The organism is Heyndrickxia acidicola, assembly GCF_001636425.1.
In the GTDB taxonomy this organism is placed as follows: domain Bacteria; phylum Bacillota; class Bacilli; order Bacillales; family Bacillaceae_C; genus Bacillus_AE; species Bacillus_AE acidicola.
Genome location: NZ_KV440953.1, coordinates 458109 through 484463, shown reverse-complemented (window position 1 = coordinate 484463; position 26355 = coordinate 458109). Strand labels below are relative to the sequence as shown.

General features: G+C 41.2%; 31 protein-coding genes. 12 read left to right on the top strand and 19 right to left on the bottom strand.

From position 1 onward, the window contains the following. Nucleotides 1-81: 81 nt before the first annotated feature. The 3 genes from A5N88_RS02225 to A5N88_RS02215 all read right to left on the bottom strand — a co-directional run bounded on the left by A5N88_RS02225 (nucleotide 82) and on the right by A5N88_RS02215 (nucleotide 2126). The gene (locus A5N88_RS02225) at nucleotides 82-261 is read right to left on the bottom strand and encodes an H-type small acid-soluble spore protein (RefSeq protein ID WP_066262494.1); all 180 of its coding nucleotides are present in this window, start codon (nucleotides 259-261) and stop codon (nucleotides 82-84) included. Between the two features lie 153 nt (nucleotides 262-414). Further along, complete coding sequence (locus A5N88_RS02220; RefSeq protein WP_066262489.1) at nucleotides 415-1575, bottom strand: endonuclease Q family protein; 1161 nt, start codon at nucleotides 1573-1575, stop codon at nucleotides 415-417. Further along, on the bottom strand, nucleotides 1572-2126 hold the full coding sequence (locus A5N88_RS02215) for an NUDIX hydrolase (RefSeq protein ID WP_066262487.1): 555 nt from the start codon (nucleotides 2124-2126) through the stop codon (nucleotides 1572-1574). The genes A5N88_RS02220 and A5N88_RS02215 overlap by 4 nt, the downstream gene beginning before the upstream one ends. A gap of 118 nt (nucleotides 2127-2244) precedes the next feature. Between A5N88_RS02215 and mciZ the strand changes: the two genes are divergently transcribed. The 4 genes from mciZ (at nucleotide 2245) to A5N88_RS02205 (ending at nucleotide 4147) form a co-directional block, all read left to right on the top strand. Further along, the gene (gene mciZ, locus A5N88_RS24000) at nucleotides 2245-2373 is read left to right on the top strand and encodes a Z-ring formation inhibitor MciZ (RefSeq protein WP_083952983.1); all 129 of its coding nucleotides are present in this window, start codon (nucleotides 2245-2247) and stop codon (nucleotides 2371-2373) included. 71 nt (nucleotides 2374-2444) lie between these two features. Next, a complete protein-coding gene (locus tag A5N88_RS02210) occupies nucleotides 2445-3359 on the top strand; it encodes an aldo/keto reductase (RefSeq protein ID WP_066262485.1) in 915 nt (304 codons plus the stop codon). A gap of 186 nt (nucleotides 3360-3545) precedes the next feature. Beyond that, nucleotides 3546-3695, top strand: coding sequence for an anti-repressor SinI family protein (locus A5N88_RS23995; protein WP_083952982.1), 150 nt, complete (start codon nucleotides 3546-3548; stop codon nucleotides 3693-3695). A gap of 125 nt (nucleotides 3696-3820) precedes the next feature. Then, nucleotides 3821-4147 carry a helix-turn-helix domain-containing protein gene (locus A5N88_RS02205; protein WP_066262482.1) on the top strand — a complete coding sequence of 109 codons (327 nt, stop codon included), beginning with the start codon at nucleotides 3821-3823 and terminating at the stop codon, nucleotides 4145-4147. Between the two features lie 39 nt (nucleotides 4148-4186). Here the strand turns inward: A5N88_RS02205 and A5N88_RS02200 are convergent, their stop codons facing one another. From A5N88_RS02200 to A5N88_RS02180, 5 genes are all read right to left on the bottom strand, one after another. Further along, nucleotides 4187-4483, bottom strand: a complete 297-nt coding sequence (locus A5N88_RS02200; protein WP_066262480.1) for a DUF5658 family protein — start codon at nucleotides 4481-4483, stop codon at nucleotides 4187-4189. Between the two features lie 321 nt (nucleotides 4484-4804). Next, nucleotides 4805-5050, bottom strand: a complete 246-nt coding sequence (locus A5N88_RS02195) for a YqkE family protein (protein ID WP_066262478.1) — start codon at nucleotides 5048-5050, stop codon at nucleotides 4805-4807. Between the two features lie 80 nt (nucleotides 5051-5130). Continuing rightward, complete coding sequence (locus tag A5N88_RS02190) at nucleotides 5131-5799, bottom strand: CoA transferase subunit B (protein ID WP_066270161.1); 669 nt, start codon at nucleotides 5797-5799, stop codon at nucleotides 5131-5133. 19 nt (nucleotides 5800-5818) lie between these two features. Then, entirely contained in the window at nucleotides 5819-6520 is a 702-nt protein-coding gene (locus A5N88_RS02185; RefSeq protein ID WP_066262475.1) for a CoA transferase subunit A, read from the bottom strand. A gap of 123 nt (nucleotides 6521-6643) precedes the next feature. Then, a complete protein-coding gene (locus A5N88_RS02180; RefSeq protein WP_066262473.1) occupies nucleotides 6644-7831 on the bottom strand; it encodes an acetyl-CoA C-acetyltransferase in 1188 nt (395 codons plus the stop codon). A 295-nt stretch (nucleotides 7832-8126) separates the two neighbouring features. Here A5N88_RS02180 and A5N88_RS02175 point away from each other — a divergent pair, with 295 nt between their 5' ends. The 6 genes from A5N88_RS02175 (at nucleotide 8127) to A5N88_RS02155 (ending at nucleotide 13982) form a co-directional block, all read left to right on the top strand. Then, complete coding sequence (locus A5N88_RS02175; protein WP_157090577.1) at nucleotides 8127-8786, top strand: 5-bromo-4-chloroindolyl phosphate hydrolysis family protein; 660 nt, start codon at nucleotides 8127-8129, stop codon at nucleotides 8784-8786. Beyond that, on the top strand, nucleotides 8783-9967 hold the full coding sequence (locus tag A5N88_RS02170; RefSeq protein WP_066262467.1) for a toxic anion resistance protein: 1185 nt from the start codon (nucleotides 8783-8785) through the stop codon (nucleotides 9965-9967). The genes A5N88_RS02175 and A5N88_RS02170 overlap by 4 nt, the downstream gene beginning before the upstream one ends. Nucleotides 9968-10215: 248 nt before the next feature. Continuing rightward, the gene (locus A5N88_RS02165) at nucleotides 10216-11121 is read left to right on the top strand and encodes a hydroxymethylglutaryl-CoA lyase (protein WP_066262465.1); all 906 of its coding nucleotides are present in this window, start codon (nucleotides 10216-10218) and stop codon (nucleotides 11119-11121) included. A 53-nt stretch (nucleotides 11122-11174) separates the two neighbouring features. Then, entirely contained in the window at nucleotides 11175-11306 is a 132-nt protein-coding gene (locus A5N88_RS26045; protein ID WP_260525538.1) for a hypothetical protein, read from the top strand. 166 nt (nucleotides 11307-11472) lie between these two features. Further along, on the top strand, nucleotides 11473-12396 hold the full coding sequence (locus A5N88_RS02160) for an alpha/beta hydrolase (RefSeq protein WP_066262462.1): 924 nt from the start codon (nucleotides 11473-11475) through the stop codon (nucleotides 12394-12396). A 167-nt stretch (nucleotides 12397-12563) separates the two neighbouring features. After that, nucleotides 12564-13982: a glycoside hydrolase family 18 protein gene (locus A5N88_RS02155; protein WP_066262460.1), complete on the top strand. Its 1419-nt coding sequence runs from the start codon at nucleotides 12564-12566 to the stop codon at nucleotides 13980-13982. Between the two features lie 62 nt (nucleotides 13983-14044). Here A5N88_RS02155 and A5N88_RS02150 read toward each other — a convergent pair whose 3' ends face one another. Next, nucleotides 14045-14383 carry a YolD-like family protein gene (locus A5N88_RS02150; protein WP_066262457.1) on the bottom strand — a complete coding sequence of 113 codons (339 nt, stop codon included), beginning with the start codon at nucleotides 14381-14383 and terminating at the stop codon, nucleotides 14045-14047. A gap of 183 nt (nucleotides 14384-14566) precedes the next feature. Beyond that, entirely contained in the window at nucleotides 14567-15829 is a 1263-nt protein-coding gene (locus A5N88_RS02145) for a Y-family DNA polymerase (protein WP_066262455.1), read from the bottom strand. Between the two features lie 179 nt (nucleotides 15830-16008). Between A5N88_RS02145 and A5N88_RS24640 the strand changes: the two genes are divergently transcribed. After that, entirely contained in the window at nucleotides 16009-16161 is a 153-nt protein-coding gene (locus A5N88_RS24640) for a YqzH family protein (protein ID WP_157090576.1), read from the top strand. A 359-nt stretch (nucleotides 16162-16520) separates the two neighbouring features. Here A5N88_RS24640 and A5N88_RS23990 read toward each other — a convergent pair whose 3' ends face one another. The 8 genes from A5N88_RS23990 to A5N88_RS02105 all read right to left on the bottom strand — a co-directional run bounded on the left by A5N88_RS23990 (nucleotide 16521) and on the right by A5N88_RS02105 (nucleotide 24466). Beyond that, nucleotides 16521-16700: a FeoB-associated Cys-rich membrane protein gene (locus tag A5N88_RS23990; RefSeq protein ID WP_083952981.1), complete on the bottom strand. Its 180-nt coding sequence runs from the start codon at nucleotides 16698-16700 to the stop codon at nucleotides 16521-16523. Between the two features lie 42 nt (nucleotides 16701-16742). Beyond that, complete coding sequence (feoB, locus tag A5N88_RS02135) at nucleotides 16743-18752, bottom strand: ferrous iron transport protein B (RefSeq protein ID WP_066262453.1); 2010 nt, start codon at nucleotides 18750-18752, stop codon at nucleotides 16743-16745. Continuing rightward, the gene (locus tag A5N88_RS02130; RefSeq protein ID WP_066262451.1) at nucleotides 18749-18982 is read right to left on the bottom strand and encodes a FeoA family protein; all 234 of its coding nucleotides are present in this window, start codon (nucleotides 18980-18982) and stop codon (nucleotides 18749-18751) included. Before A5N88_RS02130 ends, feoB begins: the two co-directional genes overlap by 4 nt. A 347-nt stretch (nucleotides 18983-19329) precedes the next feature. Then, entirely contained in the window at nucleotides 19330-20649 is a 1320-nt protein-coding gene (locus tag A5N88_RS02125) for a DUF4179 domain-containing protein (RefSeq protein WP_066262448.1), read from the bottom strand. After that, nucleotides 20642-21163 (bottom strand): sigma-70 family RNA polymerase sigma factor, encoded by a 522-nt coding sequence (locus tag A5N88_RS02120; RefSeq protein ID WP_066262446.1) that lies wholly within the window; start codon nucleotides 21161-21163, stop codon nucleotides 20642-20644. The genes A5N88_RS02125 and A5N88_RS02120 overlap by 8 nt, the downstream gene beginning before the upstream one ends. A gap of 430 nt (nucleotides 21164-21593) precedes the next feature. Then, nucleotides 21594-22040 (bottom strand): C40 family peptidase, encoded by a 447-nt coding sequence (locus A5N88_RS02115; protein WP_066262444.1) that lies wholly within the window; start codon nucleotides 22038-22040, stop codon nucleotides 21594-21596. A gap of 648 nt (nucleotides 22041-22688) precedes the next feature. Further along, nucleotides 22689-23486 (bottom strand): SDR family NAD(P)-dependent oxidoreductase, encoded by a 798-nt coding sequence (locus A5N88_RS02110; RefSeq protein WP_066262442.1) that lies wholly within the window; start codon nucleotides 23484-23486, stop codon nucleotides 22689-22691. Between the two features lie 17 nt (nucleotides 23487-23503). After that, a complete protein-coding gene (locus A5N88_RS02105; RefSeq protein WP_066262440.1) occupies nucleotides 23504-24466 on the bottom strand; it encodes an MBL fold metallo-hydrolase in 963 nt (320 codons plus the stop codon). Nucleotides 24467-24742: 276 nt separating this feature from the next. Between A5N88_RS02105 and namA the strand changes: the two genes are divergently transcribed. Further along, nucleotides 24743-25762, top strand: a complete 1020-nt coding sequence (gene namA, locus A5N88_RS02100; protein WP_157090575.1) for an NADPH dehydrogenase NamA — start codon at nucleotides 24743-24745, stop codon at nucleotides 25760-25762. 50 nt (nucleotides 25763-25812) lie between these two features. Here the strand turns inward: namA and A5N88_RS02095 are convergent, their stop codons facing one another. Continuing rightward, the gene (locus A5N88_RS02095; protein WP_066262436.1) at nucleotides 25813-26355 is read right to left on the bottom strand and encodes a histidine phosphatase family protein; all 543 of its coding nucleotides are present in this window, start codon (nucleotides 26353-26355) and stop codon (nucleotides 25813-25815) included.

Sequence of the window (26355 nt, the reverse complement as noted above, 5' to 3'; positions counted from 1 at the left end):
TAGAGAAATGGCTGCTGCAAAGAAAAAGGAAAAAGGAATCGGGTACTGCAAATCATTGCAAAGTACCCGAGTCCTTAGGGTCTATTCTTCTACCAGCTCGTCAATGGAAACCTGTGATCTTTCTTCAAGCGGACCTCTCAAATGAACCGTAGCTGTTTTACCATCTGCCTCTAATTTATCTATCCAGACGGAAGTCCCTTGGTAGGAAACCTTAATATCCGCCGGAGAAGAGATGATTTGTTTTACGCGGTTTACATCCATTTATTACCCTCCCAAAACAGTCGTCGGTATAGTTTGTGGCAATAAATTATATCTATACAGCCGTTTTGGGTTGATTTTGAATTTTTTCTGTAAGTATACAAATTCCTCACATGCAGAAAACGGCAGAATTAAAACCCGCTCCATTCAATCTCTTTAAAGCGGTGAAATCCTGCCGTAGCGTCCACCACCGCCGGATAATACATGAAGTCTTCCCTCTCTCGCCATTATAATCAGCGCTGCCAGCTCAGGCTTAATGATTTTTTTCAATTCTTCTTTCGGAACACAGTGGAGGATATGCATTTCTGTCCCAAAGTGATTTAACAGCTCATCCATTGTTTTTTTGCCTAGTCCAGGCAGAAAATCAAGTGGTACTTGATGAATGTACGGAGGTCTCACAGGCCCATTTTCAGAATCTGAAAGCTCCGAAATCCTTTCGGAAACCCCTTTTGTAAATTGCTTTGACCCACAACGCGGACATATATCTCCTTCTTTAGGGGTAAGGCATTTTGAGCAAACCGTTTTATAATATTTACCTAATAGAGGATTAAGTCCATAGTTTGCAACTACTTTATGACCCTTTTGCCTATGCAGGGCCTCCTTAACGGCATTAAAGTCAGGAGCGTTTAAATGCATTATTTGGTACTCACGAGCCATTTTCCCTAGTGAATGGGCATCTGAATTAGTCACAAAAGTGAAGTCATGAAGCTCGCTGATGTGATCTGCCATGGCAGAGTCCGAACTTAACCCCAGCTCTACTGCGTCTACTAATGAAGGATTGAAAATCTCTGTTAGAGAGGTTTTCACACCTTTTCCATAAACGCTTTTAAAAGGAGTGAATACATGTGCTGGTATAAAAATACCGCCAAGTGAGATGATCTTCTCCTGAAGAGTACGTGCATTTTCACGTATTCGTTGGGTGCTTAAATGTACATTGGTGACTTTATCTCCATACCATTTTGAAAAATGCTTTAATGACTCGAGATTCGGAAAATAACCGAGAACATGAATGGGCCCTTTGCAGTTCTCATCCTTTACTTCAATTTCAACACCTGGAATCAGCGTAACTGATTCTTCAAACCGAAATCCCCCCTCTGAAAGCTCTTCAAGAAGGCTTTTTTCTAATAACTCTTCCATCTCCATTATTACTTCCGGTGAATGGCAATCTATAACCCCTACAATGTCAAGGCCCTTTGGAAACTTCGCCGCTTTTAAAATATTGGACAATGTAAGGGATTTAGATCCTGTTATTTTGACAGGTTTACCCGATTTTGTACGCCCAATATGAATATGAAGGTCTACAAAATAGTCTTTCATTTTGCATTTAAAACCTCTTGTAATTGAGCATACTGGATAGCAAAGGTTGTTTTGGCATCACAAATTTTATTCTCTGTTACCAGCTGTACCGCTTTCTCCAAGGTAACTTCCATTAACTCTACAAATTCGTCCTCGTCAGCTGTTTTTGGCTCTTCCAGCTTTTTCAGCCCCGTCGCTTTATAGATGTGCAAAATTTCATCTGCAAATCCGGGAGCCGTATAAAAGGAAGTAATAAACTCAAGCTTTTCACATCTATAGCCAGTCTCTTCCTCAAGCTCTCTTACTGCTGTAAGCTCAGGCTTCTCCCCTGGCTCAAGCTTACCTGCTGGAATTTCTATTAACGCTTGATTCGCCGGCTTCCGATACTGCTCTACCAAAACAATCTTTTTATCATCTGTTATTGCCAGAATAGCTACTGCACCTGGATGCTTAATCATTTCGCGCTTTGAATATTTTCCATTTGGAAGTTGGACTTCGTCTACCTGAAGACTAATCATTTTTCCTTTAAAAATTGTTTCAGACTTAACCGTTATTTCTTCAAATTTATGCATGGTTTCACACTCCTTGTTCTAATCCACATATCACTTTTCATACACATTTTAACACAAGTGTTTCAGAAAGCTGCATTTTGCCCGTCTATTCAATCTTGAAGTAAAATGGAGGAATTTTATGAAAGTCTACGTTTACGATAAGAAAATCGTTTTAGCAGGAAAAGCCTGGGAAGTAAGAGAACAATTAAAAGCCTACGGAAAGCATTTTACCTATGTAAAGGATTGGATTAATTCTTCAAACTCCTAGCCTTTTTCTTGTCCTTTGGCTCTTGCTTTTAATAAAATAGACGAGAGATTAAATGAAAGGCGGGAGCTCATTTGGAAAAAAGAAAACTGGGAAACTCGGACCTATATGTTTCTGAGCTGGGTTTAGGCTGCATGTCCATTGGAACGGATGAAACAAAAGGGAAAGCAATTATTTCTGCTGCATTGGAGGAGGGCATTAATTATTTCGATACAGCAGATCTTTATGATCAGGGCATTAATGAAAAAATTGTGGGAAAAAGCTTAAAATTCGTAAGAGAAAAGGTTGTTATCGCTACGAAAGCAGGCAATCGCTGGAATGAGGATGGTAAGGGCTGGCACTGGGATCCATCTAAGAATTATATAAAAGAAGCAGTTAAATCAAGCCTGCACAGACTTGGCACCGATTATATCGACCTCTACCAGCTTCATGGCGGAACGATTGAGGATCCTATCGACGAGACCATTGAAGCCTTCGAGGAATTAAAAGAAGAGGGCCTCATTCGATATTACGGAATTTCATCCATTCGTCCGAATGTTATTCGGGAATATGTCAAGAAGTCTTCCATTGTCAGCGTGATGATGCAGTACAGCCTTCTTGACCGCCGCCCGGAAGAAACGGTTTTCCCTTTGCTTTCAGAACATAACATTAGTGTTGTAACAAGAGGACCTCTTGCCAGAGGAATTTTAAGTGATAAGATGCTGGAAAAGGCATCGGTACAAGGCTACTTAAATTATTCCTATGAAGAGTTGAAAGATTTGCTTCAAATCATACAGCAAAAGCTGCTAACTCGGGACAGATCCATGACGGAACTGGCTATCGGCTTCAACCTTTTCACAGATCCAGTCGCATCTGTTATTGCGGGAGCAAGCTCTGTTGAACAGGTAAAAGAAAATGCCAGGGCCGCAAATGCAAGCAGATTAACGGAGCAGGAACAGGAAATGTTAATGGCCTTGTTCACAGCCAACAAGTACGAAGATCATCGCTAAACACAGATACGCTTACCAGTGGTATTTAATGTTTATGTCGATAATCCTTTTATCTCCTCGACAAATTATACGAGATTCATACGGCTGTTTTCCTTATACTTTTAGTACAAAGGAATTAGACTGGTGGATGAGTCACCTGTTTATATTGGTCGGATCATATTTTTATAAGGGGAGAAAAGAAAGGACATGAAAAAAGGAAACCAGAGAGTATTGGACAAAGATTGGTTGGAATTAATTTTATCTGCAAAACAGCTCGGCTTAAGCATCCAAGAAATTAAAGATTTCCTCAGCATTGAGACTCATGAACAAAGAAAAGATAATAAACAGATCATTTAGGCCTCTACATGTTCTCAATAATTTCAAATGAATAAGGTGGACATGAATTACTTTAAAATTTTTATTAATATAAAAAACAACACTTTCGTTCTGTGCTATAATGAGACGAAGGAGTTGACACTTGGATGATTGGCCAACGAATTAAAAAACATCGTTTACAAAGAGAGCTCTCTTTATCTGAACTTGCTGAAAGAGCCGGAGTAGCGAAGTCATATCTTAGCTCCATTGAGCGAAATTTGCAATCCAACCCATCTATTCAATTTCTTGAAAAAGTTTCGTCTGTTCTCGGTGTTTCTGTTAAAATCCTTTTAAATGATGAAGCTGAACAAGAAACTCAGCAACTTGACTCTGATTGGGAAGGACTTGTCGTGGAAGCGATGAATTCCGGCATCTCTAAAGAAGAATTTCGTGAATTTCTTGAATTTAATAAGTGGAAATTAAAAAACAAATAAAAGCGTTTACCAGGTGACCCTGTCATCAGGAACGCTTTTTTACGTTAATGAAAGCAGCCAAATACTATGTAAAATGACTACAAACGTATAAATGGTTGCAGCTCCCACCGTAATGGCTTTAAACATATTTTTTACAGGGATTTTTTCAAAATAGAGTAAGGAATATAAAATCACTGATAGCAATAACTTTGCAGCTAAGAAAAACAGCGGTTGAATATTGTACAAACTTTCCATTAAAGGATTCATTTCTCTTATATAAGAATGATTAAGCCCAAAATACGTGGCAAGCGCATCGATGATATTTAGAAAAGCCAAATAATGAATAATCCATTTCAACGTAATCACCCCCTGCACTCTTACTATCTTCCCCTCTCTCCTTTGTTTTAAGACTAGCTCCCCTTACATTTTTTTAAAATTCACAACTGAATGTCAACTTTTTCAAAACAGGCATTGCTTTTATTATTATATGAAAAGAATCCCGGTAAATACTTGGTGCCTTAGTTCAAGGATGAAAAAGTATTTGGCAAGTTCAATGTGCTATACAATAACAAAGGTGTGGAAATATATCATTTCCACACCTTTGTTATTGTATAGTGAAGCCTATTTAAAGGCGCAATCATTTCTAATCCTAATGTTACTGTTTGATAACAATAAAACTTATTTAAAGCTTTTCCAGTCCATACTGCTTTCAGCCAGAAGCTCCTCAAAGGATTTGTTTTTCTCCCGTTGTTTCCTTTCCAGTCTTTTTCTTTCTTCTTCTTGAATCTTCTTTTTCTCTTCTGCTTCTTTTAGTTGATTCTGGGCTTGCTTTAGCTTTTCAACAATGTTTTGATCCAGCGCATCCTTTAGCGTTAATTTTTCTTCCGGTTTATTTTTTTTCACTACTTGCTTTTTTTTCGCCATTATTCTTTCTCCTTTTTAAAATGTAAAGAAGGAGAACCCGCTCTCTCTGAGGGATTCTCCTTTCATTCTACTATACTTCCTTAGTAGGCTTCTAGTTTTACATCTTCCTGGATTGTTAATCTCGGCTCTGTCGAGGCGATAATCTCTTCTACTGTGTATCCTTTTGCTACCTCTCTAAGCATAAGCCCTTCTTTTGTCACATCAATGACGGCTCTCTCTGTAATAATGCGATTTACAACACCTTTCCCTGTCAAAGGAAGGGTGCACTTTCGAAGGATTTTTGACTCGCCGTTTTTATTCACATGGTCCATTATCACAATGATTTTGCGGGCACCATGAACAAGGTCCATTGCTCCGCCCATTCCTTTGATCATCTTACCTGGAATCATCCAGTTTGCCAAATCTCCGCCTTCTGAAACCTCCATGCCTCCAAGAATAGCAATATCAATATGACCTCCCCTGATCATGGCAAAGGATTCAGCACTGTCAAAATAAGAAGCTCCCGGTATTGCCGTTACCGTTTCTTTTCCTGCATTAATTAAGTCGGCATCTACTTCTTCCTCAGCCGGATACGGACCGATTCCAAGCAGTCCATTCTCCGATTGAAGGACTACCTGCTTATTTTCAGATATATAATTCGCTACTAGAGTCGGCATTCCAATCCCCAGGTTTACATAAAAGCCGTCTTCAATTTCCTTTTCTGCTCTTATGGCAATCTTTTCACGGACTGCCGCTTTCGTTTCTGCCATCATGTCAGCCCTTCCTTCTCTATATATTTACCTGTTTTTGAACGGTTCTTCTTTCAATTCTTTTTTCCTGGTTTCCCACAATAATACCTTGTATATAAATGCTTGGTGTATGGATAAAATTTGCATCCAGCTCGCCAATCTCATATAACTCTTCAACTTCTGCAATGGTGGTTTTTCCTGCTGCAGCAATCATGGGATTAAAATTTCGTGCTGTTTTGTTATAAACCAGGTTCCCCATTTTATCGCCCTTCCATGCCCTGACTAAGCTAAAGTCAGCCGTAAGCGCTTCTTCGAGGACGTAGTCTTTTCCATTAAATGATCTTATTTCTTTGCCTTCAGCAATGGGAGTTCCAACGCCTGCAGGGGTGTAAAAAGCCGGAATGCCAGCGCCCCCCGCCCGGATTTTCTCTGCCAGTGTCCCTTGCGGAGTAAGCTCTACCTCAAGCTCGCCAGCTAGTACCTGGCGTTCAAATTCCTTATTCTCCCCAACATAAGAGCCAATCATCTTTTTTATTTGCTTATTTTGCAGTAATGGACCAAGTCCCCAATCATCAATTCCGCAATTATTAGAAATAATGGTTAAATTTTTTACACCTTTTTCAACTAGCGCCTGTATAAGGTTTTCGGGAATTCCGCAAAGGCCAAAGCCCCCTACCATTAACACAGCACCATCAAATATATCCTTGACTGCCTCTTGAAAGGATGTATAAACTGTTTTCAATTTGTCTCCTCCTTTTCTTGCATTTGAAAAAGAAAGGCTGTTATGGAAGCTAAAAGCTCCATAAGAACCGCCTTTTCATTAATGAATTTATTTATTGCCTTTTTACCTGACACGATCCTGGCATCAGGCTAACTCTACTACTGTCGCAACTCCCTGGCCTCCGCCAATACACAAAGCAGCTAACCCATTTTGCGCTTGACGTTTCACCATTTCATGAATCAACGTCACAAAGATTCTTGCACCGCTTGCACCAATTGGATGTCCAAGTGCAATGGCACCTCCATTTACGTTTAAAATATCGCGGTTCAATTTCAGTTCACGATCGACCGCTAAGGATTGAGCTGCAAAGGCTTCATTCGCTTCTATCAACTGAATATCATCCAGTGACAACTGAGCTTTTGCCAGCGCTTTTTTTACAGCTGGAACCGGACCAATCCCCATGATGCTCGGGTCCACTCCTGCACTTGCATTTGCCTTAACCGCAACCATTGGTTTAATGCCCAACTCTTCTGCTTTCGCCCTTGACATCACCACAACTGCAGCTGCTCCGTCATTGATGCCGGATGCATTCCCCGCTGTTACGGAGCCATCTTTTTTAAATGCAGGACGCAGCTTGGAAAGAGACTCTGCTGTTGTCCCATTTCTTGGATGCTCATCCCGGTCAAAAACAATATCGTCTCCCTTTCGCTGAGGAATGGTTACCGGAACAATCTCATCTTTAAACCTCCCGCTTTCGATCGCCCTTGCAGCCCTCTCTTGGCTGACTGCTGCAAACTCATCCTGTTCTTCACGGCTGATCTCATAACGGTCACAAAGATTTTCTGCGGTGATTCCCATGTGATAATCATTAAAAGCACACCATAAGCCGTCCCGGATCATACTGTCAACCAGTTTTTGATCTCCCATCTTAAATCCGTCACGGGCATTCATAAGCAGATACGGGGCCATACTCATATTTTCCATGCCGCCTGCTACAATGATTTCTGCATCTCCTGCCAAAATGGCCTGGGTTGCCAAATGAACCGCCTTCAGCCCAGAACCGCATACTTTATTTATCGTTGTCGAGGAAACGCTTTCAGGAACACCCGCTTTTATGGCTGCCTGGCGTGCCGGGTTTTGCCCAAGTCCTGCCTGCAGCACATTGCCCATAATGACCTCATCTACTTTACCTGCCTCAATGCCGGCTCTTTTCAATGTTTCTTTAATTACCACAGCTCCCAGTTCAACAGCTGTTACATTTTTTAATGCGCCATTAAAAGTACCGATTGCTGTTCGCACAGCACTCACGATGACTGCTTCCTGATTAACCATCTGATTTCCCCCCTGCTGTATTTAGTCCCGCGAATAAGCTATATCCACAGTCCCTTTATCTACCTTTTTCGTCAAGAGACCTTCTTTTCCCTCTTTTTTTCACAGATTTTGAAAGCGCTTTGCAAAATTTATCGTTTATAGATGACCTCCCTGTCTTTATTTGGCTTCCATTATTTGTTTTGGTTTTTTATAATAAAAGGAGAAACTCTTTAAGAGCTTATTCGTATGTACTAATGATCAATGGAATTGTCGAGCTTTTTTATCATCAATTCTTTAGATAGGAGCCATGAAAATAATGATAAATCCTTTCCTTTCTTTTTTTATACGTGCCGCTGCAGCCGTACCCGTAATGGCCATAGTTTGGATGATATGTTTTTTCCTCTACAGCCAAGGGGCAATGCTTGCTTCCTTGATTGCAGCCATAGCCGGTATTGCTGTTTCCTATATAGCAAAATGGGTAACTGTTAGAAAATGGGTGAAGAAGCATGGACTGACCCGCAAGGATTATGCTTATATTTATAGAAACCTTAAAGAATCCAGAAAAAAGATCAAACGGCTTCAAAAGCTTTTCTTCCGGGTTCGTAATATCAAAGCGTTTAAACAAATTTTTGATTTAAACCGCCTTGTTTCTAAAATTTATAGCATCGTAAAAAAAGATCCTAAGCGTTTCTTTCAAGCTGAGAAATTTTTCTTTTATCACTTAGATTCTATTGTAGAGCTATCCGAAAAATACACCTTTCTTCTGGCCCAGCCAGTCAAAAATGATAAACTCTACCATAATCTATACGAAACACGCGATACACTGGAGGAATTAACAGAGTCCCTTGAAAATGATCTTTACCATATTCTTTCAGATGATATAGGTCATTTAGAATTTGAACTCGACGTTGCGAAGCATTCTTTAAAAACAATGACACATCCACATCTTGAGGATAAAAGGAGTCCGATAAAATGAGTGAAGCCAAGCATTCTTTATGGCAGGAAGATACCGGTAATGAGTTGGACGATCTGCTCTCCAATCCCTTTGGGGAAAAAGAGATGATGATTCATGATACACCTCTCCAAACAACTGAGTCTAAGCCTTCAAAACTAATTGATGTCCTTCCGGAGGAAAATCGTAAAAAAGCTATAGAGCTTGCTGAACAAATAGATCCCAAAAACCAGCAGGCTATTATTCTGTACGGAACTCAGGCTCAGTCCAAGCTTTTGAATTTTTCCCACGCAATGCTGGACCATGTTCAGCAAAAGGACATTGGCGAAATAGGCTCTATATTAAATGACTTGATGGGCAAGCTTCAAAATGTAAACCCCGATGAACTTCTTCCTGAAAAGAAAAACTTATTTTCACGGATGTTTGGGAAGATTTCGCATTCGGTTCAAGAAATTCTTTCTAAATATCAGAAAACAGGCGCTCAAATTGACCGGATCAGTGTGAAGCTTGCTCATTCCAAACGGGCATTAATGGAAGACATTAAAATGCTGGAACAGCTGTATGAAAAAAACAAAGATTATTTCCATGCTTTGAACATTTATATTGCTGCAGGGGAAATAAAGCTTGAAGAACTGCATGAAAAAATCATTCCTCAATTAAAAGAGAGCGCACATGCCACTGGCGACCAAATGGCTTTCCAAGAGGTAAATGATATGGTCCAATTTGCAGACCGTTTAGAGAAACGTCTGCACGACCTCAAACTCAGCCGCCAAATCACGATACAAAGTGCACCACAAATCCGATTAATCCAAAATACCAACCAAACACTGGCGGAAAAAATCCAATCTTCCATCATGACGGCGATTCCTCTCTGGAAAAACCAGGTGGCAATCGCCTTAACGCTGATCCGCCAGCGCAGTGCGGTTGAAGCTCAAAAGCTGGTCTCCAAAACAACCAATGACCTTCTTTTAAAAAATGCAGAGATGTTAAAGGTAAATACGATTGAAACGGCAAAAGAAAACGAACGGGGACTTGTAGATATAGAAACGTTAAAGAAAACGCAGGAAAATCTGGTTACGACCTTGGAAGAAACCCTGCGCATTCAGCAGGAAGGCCGTGCAAAACGCTACCAGGCAGAACAAGAGCTTGCCACAATGGAAAACGAATTGAAGCAAAAGCTCTTAAACCTGAAAAGCAGGGAATAATGAAATGCAGCGGGTCTTTATGAAAATTGCAAACGCCTTGCTTTTCGGCGAATGGCTTTGTTAAGATACTATATTGTTATTTAGCTCATTCGTGTGAAAAAGAAGTTTCACACGCCTTTCAGCACAGCTGAAAGGTTCCTTTTTTTACTGTAAAATGAGCTAAAAAACCTTTTCTTGTTAGAAAAGTCACATAAGTCTTGCATTTCTTTCTCTTCTCTTTCTACAATAGAATACGGGGAGGGAGAATAATGAATTTACCAGAAAAAGTGACCATGGTTGAGGTAGGCCCGCGTGATGGACTTCAGAATGAAAAAAATTTTGTGCCAACGGAAGTAAAGCAGCTTTTTATCCAGAAACTTAAGAATGCCGGAATACATGAAATGGAAATCACATCCTTTGTTTCACCCAAGTGGGTGCCTCAAATGAAGGATGCAGCTGATATTGCAGCAGCCCATATCCATAACGGCCATACAATTGTTTTAGCACCAAACCGAAAAGGCGTAGACCTTGCGATTGAACAGGGTGCAAAAGCCATCGCTCTTTTTGTCGGGGTAAGCAACCGCTTTAATCAAAAAAACATTAATAAAACGACCAGGGAAAGTATGAAAGAAATACTCCCAATTATAAAGGAATTGAAACAGCGCCGTATTTTTGTCCGTGCCTGTATCTCCACAGCTTTTTACTGTCCGTTTGAAGGGAAAATTTCTGAACAGGCTACATTGCAATTATGCGAGGAGTTTGCAGCAGCGGGAGTGGATGAATTAAGCGTTGCAGATACGATTGGACTTGCAGCACCAACTGAAGCCTATTCCCTTTTTTCTCAGTTAAAAGACCGGCTTCCGGATGTTCTGTTAACTGCCCACTTCCATGATACGAGGAAAATGGCTCTCGCCAATATCTATGCGGCTCTCCAAGCCGGCATTGATCGCTTTGACTCTTCTGCCGGCGGTCTTGGCGGCTGCCCATTTGCTCCCGGAGCAACAGGAAACGTCGCAACCGAAGACGTTGTTTTTATGCTGGAGAGAATGGGAATCAAAACCGGCATTGACCTGCCTGGGCTGGTTGAAGCCATTGATGTTGTGGCTTCTTCCCTTTCCCGCACTATCGATACAGGCTACTATACACTATTAAAAAAGTTGACTTCAGCCGTATAAATTTTCCGGTTTAGCTCATATTAAAATGATCTTACTTTAAAGGAGGTCTTTAAATGAGCCAGAAACGGGATAAAGGATACAGTCAAAAGGGAAAAAATCATTCTGACAGCGTCCATCCTGTAATAGCTGCGGAAGAATTAAAAAAAGCCATTCACCCGACTAAACGCAGCAACAGTGAATCTTAATTCTATTTTTTTTGACAGATTTTTCAAGATGCGCCTCTCAAGGCCGCATCTTTTTTTATTGTTAGTGCAAATTTATTGACGTGAATATTTTTCTTGCCAAGTTCCATACGGTTTTCCCTTTTTTTATATGATAAAATAATCAAAAAGAGGTTGGAGGGATAGCTGCTTGAAGAAAATTCTTTCAGTGTTCGGCGGGGCTGCGCTTGCTGCTGCAGGCTTAGGCTTGTACATGTCCCAGCGTCTGCTTTATATGAGAAAAAAAGATGTTGATTTCATTTATCAGCGGGAAGTAGATGCTATGCGCCTGGATCCTCTGGCCTTGGAATCACTTCCAAAGTCAGAATTATGGATTCCGTCCCCTCATGGGTATTCTTTAAAAGCGATTGTTTTTCGGCCGCATCCTTCTTCTAATAAATATATGGTTTTTTGTCACGGTGTGACAGAAAACAAGTTAAACTCTATTAAATATATGAATATCTTTATTAAAAGAGGGTTTAATGCGATTATTTATGACCATCGCCATCATGGAGAAACCGGCGGTACAATGATCAGCTACGGATATTATGAAAAGGATGATTTGAAAGCGGTCATTGATTACTTGGTTGATTTGGAAGGAAAATCTCTCTTTATTGGTGTGCATGGTGAGTCGATGGGTGCAGCTACATGCCTTTTGTATGGAGGATCACCTGGTTCACGTGCTGATTTTTATATTGCTGATTGTCCATTCTCCGACTTCAGTGAGCAATTAGCTTATCGATTTACGAAGGAAATACGGCTGCCTGGTAAATACTTTGTTCCCCTTGCAAATTTTTTTGTCCGGCTCCGGGCCGGTTTTTCTCTAAAAGCGGTATCCCCCATCGATGTTATCGAAAATATTACAGAGCCTGTTCTCTTCATTCACTCTGAGAAAGATGACTACATCCTTCCCTCGATGTCAAAATCTTTATACGAGCGAAAACAAGGACCTAAAATGCTGTTTATAGCAAAGAATGGTGTCCATGCAGAATCACTGAATGAGAACCGTGAAGAATATGAACAGATCATTGATGAATTTTTAATTTCGCTTGTCTTTAAGGATCAGCCATCTTAAAGAATAATAATGTAAGGCAGACGTTCTTGTACTGAGCTTATTCAGCTTTTTGCCCTTTTCTAACAAAAAGGAAAAAACTGCAAAATAACTCTTGTTACGTTTTTTTCTAAACATTTGCCCTACCTCTGAATAGAATATCTTTAGAAATCATTTAGGAGGAGATCGAGATGCAAATACATAGTGTTGTAAAGGGTGAAACATTGAGCAGCATATCCAGAGACTACGGTGGAGATCTCAGCCAGGTTATTGCAGCTAATCAGCTGGCTGATCCCCATAAACTTACCATCGGCCAGGCTATCATGATCCCTGCCCCGCATAGAGAGTACATTGTTCAGCCTGGCGATAATCTTGGAACAATCGCTCAGAAATTTCACGTGTCAGCCCCCGCCCTTGCTGCCGCAAACCAGCTTCGTCCCCAGGATAGTCTTTATCCAGGACAGCTTCTCATCATTCCGATTTCTTACCATATTGTGCGTTCCGGAGATACTCTGGTGAAAATTGCCCAGCAATACGGGGCCACAGTGAATGCGCTCATAGAACTCAACCACATTTCCAACCCTTCTGCACTTGCTATCGGGCAATCAATCAGAATTCCCGATTACGCCCGGCCTACAAAAGAAATGAATGCCTATATTGTGAATTTTAATCAATCAGGAGCAGCTGAAACCCTAAAACTCGGACGTGACCTTACTTACCTTTCTCCCTTCCGATATTCATTTTCAAAAGATGCCAGCCTTTCTCAATTAAGGGAAGAACCTATTTTGGCTGCAGCTCGTTCCAGCAGAACAGCAGCCTTGATGGTGCTTGCCAACATTGGGGATAATGATGATTTTAGTTCCGATCTTGCTGCCACTGTTTTGCGGAGTTCAGCTCTCCAAAATCGCTTAATTACCAGCATATTGGCCGTTTTAAAGCAAAAAGGCTATTCGGGCGTCAATTTTGATTTTGAGTATATTTATCCTGAGGATAAATTAAATTACAACAATTTTCTAAAGCTGGTGGTTTCGCGCCTTCGTCCGGAAGGCTATGTTGTTTCTACCGCTCTTGCCCCCAAAGTCTCCGGCACCCAGAAAGGCATCTTATACGAAGCGCATGATTACCAGGTTCACGGAGAAATTGCCGATTTTGTTATCCTGATGACCTACGAATGGGGCTGGGCTGGAGGGCCACCTTTGGCTGTCGCCCCGGTGAACGAAGTGAAGAGAGTATTGGACTACGCGGTCACGGTCATTCCTCCCAATAAAATTTTAATGGGCATGCCGTTGTATGGACGAGATTGGGAAATTCCCTGGAAGCAAGGAACAACCGCCCGGACGATCAGCCCGCAAACAGCCCTTTCGCTTGCACTGGAATACAATGCAGCTATTCAATATCACCCTACTTACCTGGCCCCTTATTTTCAATACACTGAGAAAACTGGACAGCAGCATGAGGTTTGGTTCGAAGATGCCAGAAGTGTTCAGGCAAAATTTAATGTGATGAAGCAGTACGGTCTACGAGGCGGCAGCTATTGGGTGCTGGGCTATCCCTTTCCTCAAAACTGGGTTATGCAAGAGAGCAATTTGCTCACTGAAAAAAAGCTTTAAAAACCCTCTTTTTTTAATAAGCGACGCTGCAGCCTGCCCTCTGAAGAGGGTGACTGCAAGCTTCAGCTGCCGTCGGCTAAGCGAATGTCAGCAACCCTTTTCAATAAAATAGAATGGACCTCATCAAATTTGTCTGTTACTCTCAATTCCTGCTTGTATGGATCAGCATAATGAATCGTACCAATTACCAATTCATGCTGAAAGCCATTGAAATGAGTGATAGCTACCTCTTTATTTTTTTCCATTGCCTCTGCTGCAATTTCATTCATCCATTCGAGCTGCTGTTCATCCAGCTGCTTCGGCTGTTCATAGCTGTCCTCCTTTGCCCAGTTCCGCAGCATTTTAACATGCTCAGGAAGCATTAATGAATTCCATTTTATTCGTCCGCGATCCCGGATCATACGTCTTTTCCTCCAATTGCGTTCAGATTTTTTAAGTTTTCACATAGATTGCTGTTTTTCGTACAATGGGTGAGTATTTTTGTCCGTCTTTACGGTACCTTTTCACGCTTCAAAATTTGCATACAAAATCATTTATTTTCTTATTTTTTAGTTCAAATAACTGCAAAGCCCACGAAAAGTACCTTAGGCTTTATGTCCTCCGACTAGCGCTGCTCGCTTCCTTGCCGTTCCAGCCTCCGTATAAGAGACCGCTCTTAGTAAGGAAGCAGAACCAAAACGATTCCGAATACCGTCTACCACATAACCGAGTTCATGCTCTTTTATCCTGTTTGGATCAAACAAACTGAGCTGTATAAGGTTGTCATCTTGAATATTGGATAAGGCAATCGAAATTTGCCGGACATGCCTTCCTGTATAATGCTTCCGGAACAGCTTTAAGCATGTGCGATACAGTTCCATTGTCACATTTGTTGACTCCTGAATCGTGTGGGAGCGGTAAAACCCCCCTCCGAAATCCGATTCACTGTAGCCGAGCCCAAAGCTAATGGTTCTTCCGGCCTTGCCATGAGCGCGTGCTCTTCTTGCCACTTCCTCGCACATTTCAAGAATGACATGCTTGATTTCATATTCCTTCTTGTAATCCCTCAATAAAATTTGGCTTTTTCCAAAGCTGATCTGCCCTTCCATAATAGGAGCTCCTATATCTGATAAATCCACGCCCCATGCATGGTAATAAAGCTGATTGCCCATGACACCAAATGCAGCCTCCAGTTTTTCTAGATCATAATGGGCAAGCTGACGGACTGAAAAAATCCCCATACGGTTCAGCCTTTTCTCTATTCTCCTTCCAATGCCCCACATTTCTCTTAATGGAGAAATAGGCCAAAGCTTTTCGGGAATATCAGCATACGTCCATTCGGCAATTCCTTCTTTTTTGGCTTCAAGATCAAGACACAGCTTTGAAAGAAGCATGTTGGGGCCAATACCTATAGCACACGGCAGCTGAAATTCACGCTCCAAATCGTTTTTAATCTGAGCTGCGATTTCTTTTGCACTGCCCCACAGAAGGTCTGCCTTATCCACCTTTATAAAGCTTTCATCCACACTGTATACGTGAATCGCTTCTTTTGGTACATACCGGTTAAATAAACGCGTAATCTCAGTGGAAATCCGCAAATAAGAGGCCATTTTTGCTTCCTCCAGATGAATTCTCGGATCATCCGGAATTTCAAATAATCTGGAGCCTGTTTTTATTCCAAAATCTTTTTTCAACCGGGGTGATGCCGCCAGCACTACGCTTCCTTTCTGCTCCAAATTCCCTACAACAGCCAAATAGCAATCCAATGGATCCAAGCCGAGCATGACTGCAGAGCAGCTCGCATAAAAGCTTTTCATATCCACACATAATATTTTGTGCTGCGGCATAGCCGTATAATCTACAGCCATACTATCCACTCCTCTCGATACGAACTTTTGTTCTTATTATATTCCTCATTTTATTCGAATATACGTTCTGTATCAATCATATTTTTTTTGCAAATCCGTTACTCCTTTCCATCGTTAGTAAAACCTGTATAATAAAAAGGAGTTAGGATGAATGCTACTTTTGAACGGAGCAAGAAATAATGCAGACACAATTTACGGTAAAAATGATTCGGAAGTGCTTTGAGCAATATCAATATGAATTTGAGGTGCCCCCTTTAAGCAAAGAAGAATACGAAACTCTCTCAAAGCGGGCATTGGCTTCATTACAGGAAGATCCCGATACAAGCAACTAAAGTATTTAGCCAATGTAATCTCTGTATAACTCCAGCGCCTATGAGCAAGGCGCTTTTGCTTTCTTACGTTTCCTTTTTTTGAGCACTGCTACTGTGTAAGATACTCATAAATTACGTCATGTATATGGTCCGAACTGTTAAAATTCTATATTGAAAACTGCTCGTTTTTTAGCTCATTATTCAGCTGAGCTGAAAGGCGTGTGAAACGGAAGTTTCACACGAATGAGCTAAAAAACAACAGAACCCTTTACAAAGCCATTGATAAAAAAGACAGACAATCTGCAGCTTCAATGAGCTTGGAGCGTACAATAAAAAATCCATGCACGGATAATACCGGCATGGATTTTACTATATGAAACCTATGAATGTTTTTTTGGTAAAGACTGCCCGCTGTCCAAAACGGTGCTGCAGGCTGTCTGGCAATTGTCCTGTAAGGAGCAATGGGCACAGGCGCCCTGTTTGCTCTTTTTAAAGAACTTAAATAAAGTAAAAGCGGCATAGCCAAAAATAAGTAATCCAAGAATAATGCTTGCAGCCATCTTATCGCTCCTTTTCAGCGTTTTCTTTCAAGCAGCAAAAACTTATAAACCCAATAGCCATTTTCCTCCTTGATAAATCACCAAAGAAAGACCATAGGCAATAACGAGAGAATATCCGACCCCAAACCAGGTCCATTTCCTCGAACCCGATTCATTGCGTATTGCTGCAACTGTCGCAACACAGGGAATATACAGAAGTACAAACACCAGAAAGCTGTAGGCTGAAAGCGGTGTAAAATAATGCCCCAAAGCTCCCTGCAGAGCAGCTGTATCCGGCATGTGATAAATAATGCTCATAGTGGAAACGACTACTTCTTTAGCAAGAAATCCCGGTATTAAAGCGGCACCTGCCTGCCAAAAACCAAATCCAAGCGGAGCCAGAACAGGAGCAAGGATTCCGCCAATGAAAGCCAAAAAACTGTGATCCATATCGACTCCAAAACCGCCCGGTCCCGTATAAGAGAGCAGCCATATCGCAACAGACCCTCCAAAAATAAAGGTTCCTGCTTTGCGTACAAACCCTTTTCCTTTATCCCATGTGCTTCTCCAAAGAGTTCCCGCATGAGGAATCCGGTATGGAGGCAATTCAATCACAAACATGGAAGGATCATTTTTCATCAGGACTTTCGAAAATAATTTTGCCAATACAAGCGCAACTATAATCCCCAGCACATATAGTGAAAGGACAATGATTGCCTGATTTTTATGGAAAAAGGCGCCTACAAATAAAGCATAGATGGATAAACGTGCTGAGCATGACATCAAAGGAGTCAAAAGAATCGTCAGCAGCCGTTCTTTCGGCTGTTCAATCGTCCGTGCAGCCATAACTCCTGGTACATTACAGCCAAACCCGATAATCATGGGAATGAAAGCTTTGCCGTTTAGTCCTACACGTTCCATTACGCGGTCCATAACAAGAGCAACCCTTGCCATATATCCGGAGTCTTCCAAAAACGATATAAAGAGAAAAAGGATAAAAATCTGTGGAACAAAAACCAGTACACCGCCTACTCCTGCAACTACTCCATTCACCACCAGATCGCGAATAAAATGGCTTGTGCCGACCGCTTTGAGACCAGCCTCAATCCAGCCGCTTACAGGACCGGATATAAATGCATCAAGTGTATCAGACAAAGGGGTTCCAATCCAGTTAAAGGTTGCCGTGAACATGAGATACATAAACAGCAGGAAAATGGGTATCCCCAGCCAGCGGTTTGTCACGACTTTATCAATTTTCTCTGTCCAATTTTGCTTTAAGTTGGTGTATTCGACCTTGCTTTCTTCAATAACCTGCTCAATCCATCTTTTTCGCTGTTCGAAAATAAAACGGGAAGCAGACGGGAAATCCGTGTTATTTTTTATGCTGTTGTTTACAGCTTCCAGTATTTCATCGATCTTGCCGTGATCTGCAAAATCCTCCAGATACGTCCGGGCAGCAGGATTTCCTTCCAGCACCTGCAGTGCAAGCCAGCGTATTGGAACATCCAGCTTTTTCCCAATCAGCAGCTGAGTAATTCTCATAATTCCATTTGTAATATCCGGTCCGTATTGAATGGGCGGGACCTGGGAATGAGGCACTTGGTTTGCCGTCAGCTCTTTGATGAGCTCGCTGCAGCCCTTTCCATTCCGGGCGGTAATGGGTACAACAGGCACACTTAACTGCTGAGAAAGTGCAGCAGGATCGATACGTAATCCGCGCCTTTCTGCGACATCTATCATGTTCAGTCCAATCAGCATAGGTTTTCCGAATTCCAAAAGCTGAATGGTTAAGTGAAGGTTTCTTTCCAGCTGTGATGCATCAACAATATTAATAAGGTTTGTAAAAGAGTCATTCAAAAGAAACTGGATGACAACTGCTTCGTCCTTTGAAAAAGGATAAAGGGAATAAACCCCCGGCAAATCAATAAGTCTTCCGCTCATTCCTCTAAATTTGCCTACCTTTTTTTCTACGGTTACGCCGCTCCAATTCCCTACATATTCATAAGAACCGGTTAAATGATTAAATAAAGAGGTTTTCCCTGTGTTGGGATTCCCCACTAAAGCAGTATTCATTGTTCACTTTCAATCCTAATCATTTTTGCGTCTTTTTGGCGTATACCAATTAATTGACCCTGGCACTCTACCATACATGGACCGCCAAATGGCATCCGGTTTTTCAATTGAATTGGACAACCTTCACAAACCCCAAAATGCAACAGACGTTGCTTTAACGAATCATTTAAGTGAGAAAGATCGGCAATGCATGCAGTTTTTCCTTCTGTTAATTCTAATAAAGTCGCCATCTTTGCTTCCCCGTTCCATAATGTTATCTATATAAATATACTCTACTTGAGAATGATAAACTTTCTCATTTACAAATTTATTTTATCACGAAAATCTGCCCAAGTCTCGGTATTTTACCTATTTTTCATAATTTTTTATTTTTAGGCAGCCTGTTAAAATTCTATATTGAAAACTGCTCGTTTTTTAGATCATTCGTGTGAAACGTAAGTTTCACACTCCTTTTAGCACAGCTGAAAGGTTACAGTAAAGAAAGAATCTTATGTATTCTAAAAAGCAGCTGCGCTAGTGATGAACTTTGGAAATGAAAGCAGAGAAAGCACATTCGAAACAGAATGTGCTTTCTCCATTATTTTATTCTAATTTTCACATTCCCACTTATATAGGAAGGGTAATCCAACAATTTCAGCGTAATAGGTTTCTTTGCATCCGGTTCCGTTAATGAATAAGGGAAGGCTACAGAGTCATTTGTGTCCATAAAGGATTGAATGGCATGAACTTTCCCCGCGCCATCCGTATACTGATTGAATAATTGGCGATGCCATCCCTGATGTTTAACATTAAGCTGAAGGTATCCGGGTAAATCAACCGGATTCATTACAACGTTCAAGATGCGGCCGTCACGGGGAGACTTAAGTATCTTTTGGTGTAAAGGATCCACCCTGACCAGCAGTTCATCTTTATCGAGAGCACGAATAAGATTAAACTCTAAATAAAGCTTTTTAGGCTTTTCAAAATAGTTGCTTTGTAAATAAAAGGTCTTTTCTTGATCCCCTCCCGCAGAAACAACCCCTTCCTTTCTCCGCCCCCATATCTGGTTATGTTCATCCACCAGCCTCAAATCTTCCAGGTCAAAAATTTGTTTTGAGTTTCCCTTAGAAAAATTTACCGTCACTCCTATCTGAGTGGGTGACGTTGTAATGCTTTTCACCGTTATTCTTTGCTGATCGACTGTCACAGTTTTATGAATGGCGACCGTTCTTTTGCTGCCGATTTTCTGCTGATTTATCTTAAAGGGAATTCTCCATACTGTCTTGTTTAAATCAAGAGATTTCGGCCCTTCAAGCGTCATGACCAGAGTTAGATTCTTATCTTTAATGGGAGACATAAGACCAATTGGATTCGAATAAAGGCGAGATTTTCCTTTTAAACTGGCGTTTTCCCCACCGACCGTCCAAGAACCAAGTTCAACCTTTTGACCGTTCGGCCTTTCCAGCGCCAAATTTTTAACGGATACTTCGCCTGACTCCTTTTTATCCGACTGAAAGGAATAAAACAGCACAAGCTGTTCCTGGTCTAGAATAATAGAATCCAATGTCACCTTGATTCCCTTATGGCTGTCAGATACATTTATTTTCTGAGCATAATCATTTTGGATAACAGACACCAATCCTTTATCACCACGAACAAGCTCTACTACTTTTTCCAGACCTGGAATAGCACTTACATAGTCGGCAAACGTATCAGATGTTCGGAGCACAACAAAGAACAAAAGCAATAGTGCCGCCGTCGAGACAGATAACTTCATCCAAAAGGTATGCTTTTTCTTTTCCTGCTTGGCTTTGTGAATTCCTGCCATAATCGCAGCGTCCAGTTGATCATTCGGAACCGTCTTGCTATATAGGTACTGCTTGAACCCGAGAAATGAATTTTCATCCAAATTAGGCAATTGTATCTCCCCCTTCCTCTGTCCATTGCTTTCTTATTAACTGCAGTCCTTTTTTAAGCCAAGTTTTGATGGTGCCTTCAGGGCATTCCAATATCCGGGCTATGTCAGCTATTTTTAAATCATGGTAATATTTCAGCATGATGACATCCCGATATTTTGGATGTAACGCCTCCACAGCTTCATACAATTCAATAAAAGAGGTATCTTCTTTAGCACCGGCTAATTCTGCCATTTCGCTGCTCAGTACTATCCTCTTTTGTTTCCGGAGTTCATCGTGGCAGTAATTTAATAAAATCCGGATAAGCCATGTAGAAAAATACTCTGCTTTCTTAAGCTTTTTTAGAGATTTATAACAGCGGTATGTGATTTCTTGAATGGCTTCTATTGCCCCTTCCTCTGTTTTCAAATACGAGATCGCAATTCGGTACAGCTGTTCTTTATGCAGCAGCATAGCCTGATAAAATGCTGTCTCATCCCCCTTTTTTGCTTTCTCTACTAGGGAAACCTCATCCATATGTTTCCTCCTCTAATGTTCCTTTTCTATTAGACGCTCACGAGCTAAAAAAGGTTTTATCGTTTTGTTATTTTTTTGATTCAATTACAGTTCAATGAAGCTGTCCCAAAAGGTCAACTGATGTCAGATGACCTTGGATACAGCATCTTTTTTCCTGCTGGTTGATTTCCACTTCAGGCACTCGCTTTCCGCGGGAGATAGCGGAGGCAGGATTTAAGAAAAGCTAAAACGCCTTGCTCATCGGCGTACGGATTTCAGAGCCTTCGACTGGGATAAAAGTAACTAGGTGTTAACTTATCGCCGGGAGGAGACATAGAAATCGGCTAGCCGATAGGCGCTGGAGCTAGACAGAAAAAGGCATAAAAAAAGCCTGGACATTTTTAATCCAGACATTCATATCGTGAAGGACTCTTTTCTTAGCCCTTTATCATTATATATGGTTTGCTCCAACAAAACGCGGTTTCCAATAAGGATTGCTCAAGGATGCAATGGAAACGCCTCTTGATGAGGCAGCATTGATAAATTCATTGTTTCCTATGTATATCCCTACATGTGTCGGCTTTTCGGCACGGATTGTTGCAAAGAAGACAAGATCTCCTCTTGTCAGCGAGTGAGTACGATAGCCTACATAAAACATATCGCCAGCTGTACGCGGCAAGTACTTACCTGCTACATTGTAAGAATATTTTACAAGACCAGAGCAGTCAAATCCTCTTGGGCTCATTCCGCCCCAAACATATGGAACTCCAAGATTACTTTCAGCAACCGATATAGCCTTTGATCTTGTGTAAGTGGAAGTTGAAGCCTGCGACAAGACTGGTGCAACAGAACCAAGCATAGCAGCTAGTGCTAAAGCGGCAAAAATTTTCTTTAACAAAGTTGTATACCCCCTGATGGCTTTTGATAAACCTATCATAATGAAAGCGTATAACAGCTTCATAACAGAAATATTACAATTGTGTTAAAAATTTAAATAATAGGTCTAAAAACCTAGAAAAAACCATAAAATAATTGGTTATACTTGACCAAAGAAGCAGAATTTTGTCGGTTATTAACAAATAACGCTAAGGATTTGGTCGTATTTTAATTCCACGTTCAGGAACAGAAATAAAAATGTAAAAAACCTTCCTTTGCTAGGAAGATTTTTTCTCGTTGTTTATTGTATTTCAAATTGATTAATTCCAAGAGAATGGATGGCTTTCTTTTTATAGGAATAATGAACTCGTTTTTAATTCCTATAAAAATAGGCCGTTCGCTTTTGGCGAATAGGCCCATGTTCACTATAGCCGCCGTTAATTTACACAGTATAACGGATAGATTTTATCTTCCTTTTTCTATTCTATAAATGTTGAATTTAAGTTATATTGGAGCGGAAGGCACGAGACTCCTGCGGGACAAACAGGCTTCAATTTATATAGTAAACCTTTTACTTTATTAAAGAGCCCTTTTGTTTTTTAGCAAATTTGTGCGCTACGCTAGTTTCATACGACTATTAGTCCAGCCTGAAAAACGAGCTGAACTTAGCCTATTTTTTAAAAAAAGCCCTTTTCCCCACTTTTTCCACCAGCTTAGGAAACAAGGTATAAAAAATGCTCCCCGCATTCATCCATCCTGGTGCATTGATTTCCCTGCGGTTTGTCAGCATGCTGTCGACAATTTTATCAGCCAGCTTATCTGGCTGAAGCATAAAGCGATCAATATTTTTTATATACTCCCCCGATTTATCAGCAATAGTAAAAAAGTTGGTAGCAATCGGCCCGGGATTTACAGAAGTGACATACACCCCATGCACCGACACTTCCATTCTGAGGCTGTTGGTAAAACCTAATACTGCATGCTTCGTTGCGGAATATATACCGGATTTTGGTGTAGCAATTTTGCCTGCCTGAGAAGCGATATTAATGACATGTCCTGATTTTTTCGCTTGCATATCTGGAATAACGGCCTTCGTACAAGCAATAAGACCAAGGACATTTACATTGAACATGCCTGTAATATCCTCCATGGATGCCTTTTCCACCTCATCAAAAATGCCATACCCGGCGTTATTGACAAGAACATCTATCAACCCCAGTTCTTTCTCGATTTGTTTAAAGTATCCAGGGATGGATTCGTACTTTGAAACATCCAGGCTAATGGCAATACATCGAACAGAATATTTTTTTTCAATATGATCTTTAATTGCGTTTAGCCTCTCCGTATTTCGTGCTAGCAAGGCAAGATTGGCCCCGCTTCTGGCACAGCTATAGGCAATTTGCTCGCCCAGCCCTCCTGAAGCACCTGTGATGACAATATTTTTGCCTTTAATTCGGTCATTTGCCATTTTGCCGCCCCTTTTCTTTATTTTGCAGAGAAGTACATAACCTGATCATTGACCTGGCATTCCGCCTGTTCAATGGAAAGAAGATAATCCAACTGGGCCGTTGTTTCAGATATAGTTAATCCTATTTCTTTTTGATAGACAGCCGGGAAGAGCGTCCGGCAGATTTCAAATGTCGTCATCGGCTTTTCTGCAATCATTCTTTTTACCTGCAAAGCCCTTGAATGCTGCCTCTCAATTCTTCTGTTAACAAGATCATGTACTTTAAACACCTCATTCCCATGTCCCGTGTAGGCGAGCTGAATTGGATATTCCAGAAGCTTTTTCAGAGAATGATTGTATTGAAGCTGCGGCTTTGGCCTAGGCTCTTTCTCACCAAGAGGGGGCTCCAGCAGCGGATTGGAGGAGATGGTGGCCAAAATATGATCTCCTGCAATCAGGCATGCATCCGATTCTCTGTAAAAAGACAAATGGCTTTGCGCATGTCCTGGAGTTTCAAGGACTTTCCACTCATTCAATCCAGGAATAAACTCGCCTTCCTTTAAAGTCTGAGTCAGCGGTCTATGCGAAGCAAACTTCAAGGCGGATTTCATATTGTCTAGATACCGCTGCACATCTCCTTCCACGCCAGACTCTTGGAATCTGTCAAAATAAAATTGATCGTGCCGCTTGAAAAACTCCGTGTCACGTTTTAGCCAGGGTACACAATAGGCATGGCCAAGAATGTGAAGTTGATCTGGCAGCCATTCAAGAAATCCCACATGGTCCGGATGATGGTGAGTTAAGACGACCTGGTCAATATCCTCTACAGCCATTCCCAATTGTGCCAATTGAAATTGAAAGACCTCCCATGCCTCTTTAGTTTTTACTCCAGCGTCTATTAAAGTGAGTGCGTCCCCCTTCACAATATAAACATTTACATCCCCTACTGCAAAGGGAGTAGGCAAAGAAATTTTTGCTATATTACCATTCCAGCCTGACATTTCTCCATCCCCTTTACTCTATGAAATACGTTTTTTCCTCATCATGTGCTACTGTACATTTTAACGATTAATCAGCCAAATGTCATTATATTGGTATAAAGTAAACAAAATACAAAGTATCCGATTTTCTTCTCCCTAAGCAAGTTTCTTTTATTCTCATAACACCAATTGTATAATGAAGCATATTTATTCCATGCATTGCCTATCCTAAAAGGTACTTATCTTTAACCACTCGTGTTAAAAGCAATGCATGGATACATAAGGGAGGATAACAAGTTGACAGTTAAATTATTTGAACCCTATACCATCAAGGGCCTTACATTAAAAAACCGGATCGTCATGGCGCCAATGTGCATGTATTCTTGCCCTGATGAAGACGGAAAAGTACAGGATTGGCATTATACCCACTATACAAGCCGGGCTGTCGGCCAAGTTGGCTTAATTATCTTGGAAGCAACAGCTGTAACCGAACAGGGGCGAATTTCTCCGAATGACCTCGGTATCTGGAGCGATGATCACATTGAGGGGCTTTCAAAGCTTACCGGTATGATTAAATCCCATGGAGCTGCGGCTGGAATTCAACTTTCCCATGCTGGCAGAAAAGCAGAATTGGAAGGAGAAATCCTTGCCCCTACTGCTCTTGCTTTTAATGAAAAAAGAAAAACACCAAAAGAAATGAGCAAAGAAGACATTCGTGAAACCATTGAAGCTTTTAAACTGGGGGCAGACCGCGCCAAAAAGGCTGGATTTGAATTAATTGAACTCCACGGGGCTCATGGCTACTTAATTAATGAGTTTCTCTCTCCTGTTTCCAATCAGCGTACAGACGAATATGGGGGATCAGTTGAAAATCGTTATCGCTTTTTATCCGAAGTGATTGAAGCCGTAAAAACAGTATGGGATGGACCATTATTTGTACGGGTTTCGGCTAATGACTATCATCCTGAGGGCCTTCGCCCAGAGGATTACATTCCATATGCTAAGTGGATGAAGGAACAAGGCGTAGATTTGATTGATGTAAGCTCCGGTGCTAATGTCCCTGCCCGGATTCCTGTTTTTCCTGGCTACCAGGTTCCATTTTCTGAAGTGATCAAAAACGGAGCAGAAATTCCAACAGGTGTTGTGGGACTCATTACCGAACCAAAGCAAGCCGAAGAAATATTGCAAAACGGGCGGGCTGATTTGGTTTTATTAGCACGTGAATTATTAAGAGATCCGTACTGGCCGCGTACGGCAGCAAAAGAACTTGGTGAAGAGATTAAATCTCCTGTCCAGTATGAGCGCGGCTGGAAATAAATAACACAAGAAACCCTCCATGCATATTTAGCAGGCGGGTTTCTTGTTTTTTACTGCAGCCAAATCCGTTTCCATTGACGGCCAGTTTCGTCTATATTAATTTCATATACATCAGGATTGGTTAAGGAAAACAATTCAGTTACACCGAAACAGCTATCTATATGCCGTAAAAGCAGGGTCATCAAATTCCCATGTGTAACAAATACAATGTTCTCGGATTTCCCTGTTATCGCCTCATCCAAAATGGACCCTGCACGCTCAAATCCGCTTCCGCAGGATTCTCCTCCATCATATACAAGAGTAAAGTCTTCAAAGCTTAAACGCAGCATTTCTTTCCAATCAGGATGCATATTAGAAGAAAGCACCCTTTCCTCCAGGCGTTTATCTTTTTTGACCTCCAGTCCCTGTAATGCTGCGAACGGCTGGATTGTTGAAAGAGCCCGTTCAAAAGGGCTGGAATAAATGCAATCGATCTGTTTATCATTTAAAAACTCTGCGAGCTGCTGCGCCTGCTCTTCGCCTTTTTTTGTCAGCCGGGCTTCTCTTGGCTGCCCTTCTGCTTGCGCATGCCGTATAAAATAAATCGTCTTCAT

Coding starts and splice junctions, on each gene's coding strand:
- A5N88_RS02225 (WP_066262494.1), bottom strand. CDS start 261: ATGGATGTAAACCGCGTAAAACAAATCATCTCTTCTCCGGCGGATATT.
- A5N88_RS02220 (WP_066262489.1), bottom strand. CDS start 1,575: ATGAAAGACTATTTTGTAGACCTTCATATTCATATTGGGCGTACAAAA.
- A5N88_RS02215 (WP_066262487.1), bottom strand. CDS start 2,126: ATGCATAAATTTGAAGAAATAACGGTTAAGTCTGAAACAATTTTTAAA.
- mciZ (WP_083952983.1), top strand. CDS start 2,245: ATGAAAGTCTACGTTTACGATAAGAAAATCGTTTTAGCAGGAAAAGCC.
- A5N88_RS23995 (WP_083952982.1), top strand. CDS start 3,546: ATGAAAAAAGGAAACCAGAGAGTATTGGACAAAGATTGGTTGGAATTA.
- A5N88_RS02205 (WP_066262482.1), top strand. CDS start 3,821: ATGATTGGCCAACGAATTAAAAAACATCGTTTACAAAGAGAGCTCTCT.
- A5N88_RS02195 (WP_066262478.1), bottom strand. CDS start 5,050: ATGGCGAAAAAAAAGCAAGTAGTGAAAAAAAATAAACCGGAAGAAAAA.
- A5N88_RS02190 (WP_066270161.1), bottom strand. CDS start 5,799: ATGGCAGAAACGAAAGCGGCAGTCCGTGAAAAGATTGCCATAAGAGCA.
- A5N88_RS02180 (WP_066262473.1), bottom strand. CDS start 7,831: ATGGTTAATCAGGAAGCAGTCATCGTGAGTGCTGTGCGAACAGCAATC.
- A5N88_RS02175 (WP_157090577.1), top strand. CDS start 8,127: ATGATAAATCCTTTCCTTTCTTTTTTTATACGTGCCGCTGCAGCCGTA.
- A5N88_RS02170 (WP_066262467.1), top strand. CDS start 8,783: ATGAGTGAAGCCAAGCATTCTTTATGGCAGGAAGATACCGGTAATGAG.
- A5N88_RS02165 (WP_066262465.1), top strand. CDS start 10,216: ATGAATTTACCAGAAAAAGTGACCATGGTTGAGGTAGGCCCGCGTGAT.
- A5N88_RS26045 (WP_260525538.1), top strand. CDS start 11,175: ATGAGCCAGAAACGGGATAAAGGATACAGTCAAAAGGGAAAAAATCAT.
- A5N88_RS02155 (WP_066262460.1), top strand. CDS start 12,564: ATGCAAATACATAGTGTTGTAAAGGGTGAAACATTGAGCAGCATATCC.
- A5N88_RS02150 (WP_066262457.1), bottom strand. CDS start 14,383: ATGATCCGGGATCGCGGACGAATAAAATGGAATTCATTAATGCTTCCT.
- A5N88_RS02145 (WP_066262455.1), bottom strand. CDS start 15,829: ATGGCTGTAGATTATACGGCTATGCCGCAGCACAAAATATTATGTGTG.
- A5N88_RS24640 (WP_157090576.1), top strand. CDS start 16,009: ATGCAGACACAATTTACGGTAAAAATGATTCGGAAGTGCTTTGAGCAA.
- A5N88_RS23990 (WP_083952981.1), bottom strand. CDS start 16,700: ATGGCTGCAAGCATTATTCTTGGATTACTTATTTTTGGCTATGCCGCT.
- feoB (WP_066262453.1), bottom strand. CDS start 18,752: ATGAATACTGCTTTAGTGGGGAATCCCAACACAGGGAAAACCTCTTTA.
- A5N88_RS02130 (WP_066262451.1), bottom strand. CDS start 18,982: ATGGCGACTTTATTAGAATTAACAGAAGGAAAAACTGCATGCATTGCC.
- A5N88_RS02120 (WP_066262446.1), bottom strand. CDS start 21,163: ATGGATGAGGTTTCCCTAGTAGAGAAAGCAAAAAAGGGGGATGAGACA.
- A5N88_RS02110 (WP_066262442.1), bottom strand. CDS start 23,486: ATGGCAAATGACCGAATTAAAGGCAAAAATATTGTCATCACAGGTGCT.
- A5N88_RS02105 (WP_066262440.1), bottom strand. CDS start 24,466: ATGTCAGGCTGGAATGGTAATATAGCAAAAATTTCTTTGCCTACTCCC.
- A5N88_RS02095 (WP_066262436.1), bottom strand. CDS start 26,355: ATGAAGACGATTTATTTTATACGGCATGCGCAAGCAGAAGGGCAGCCA.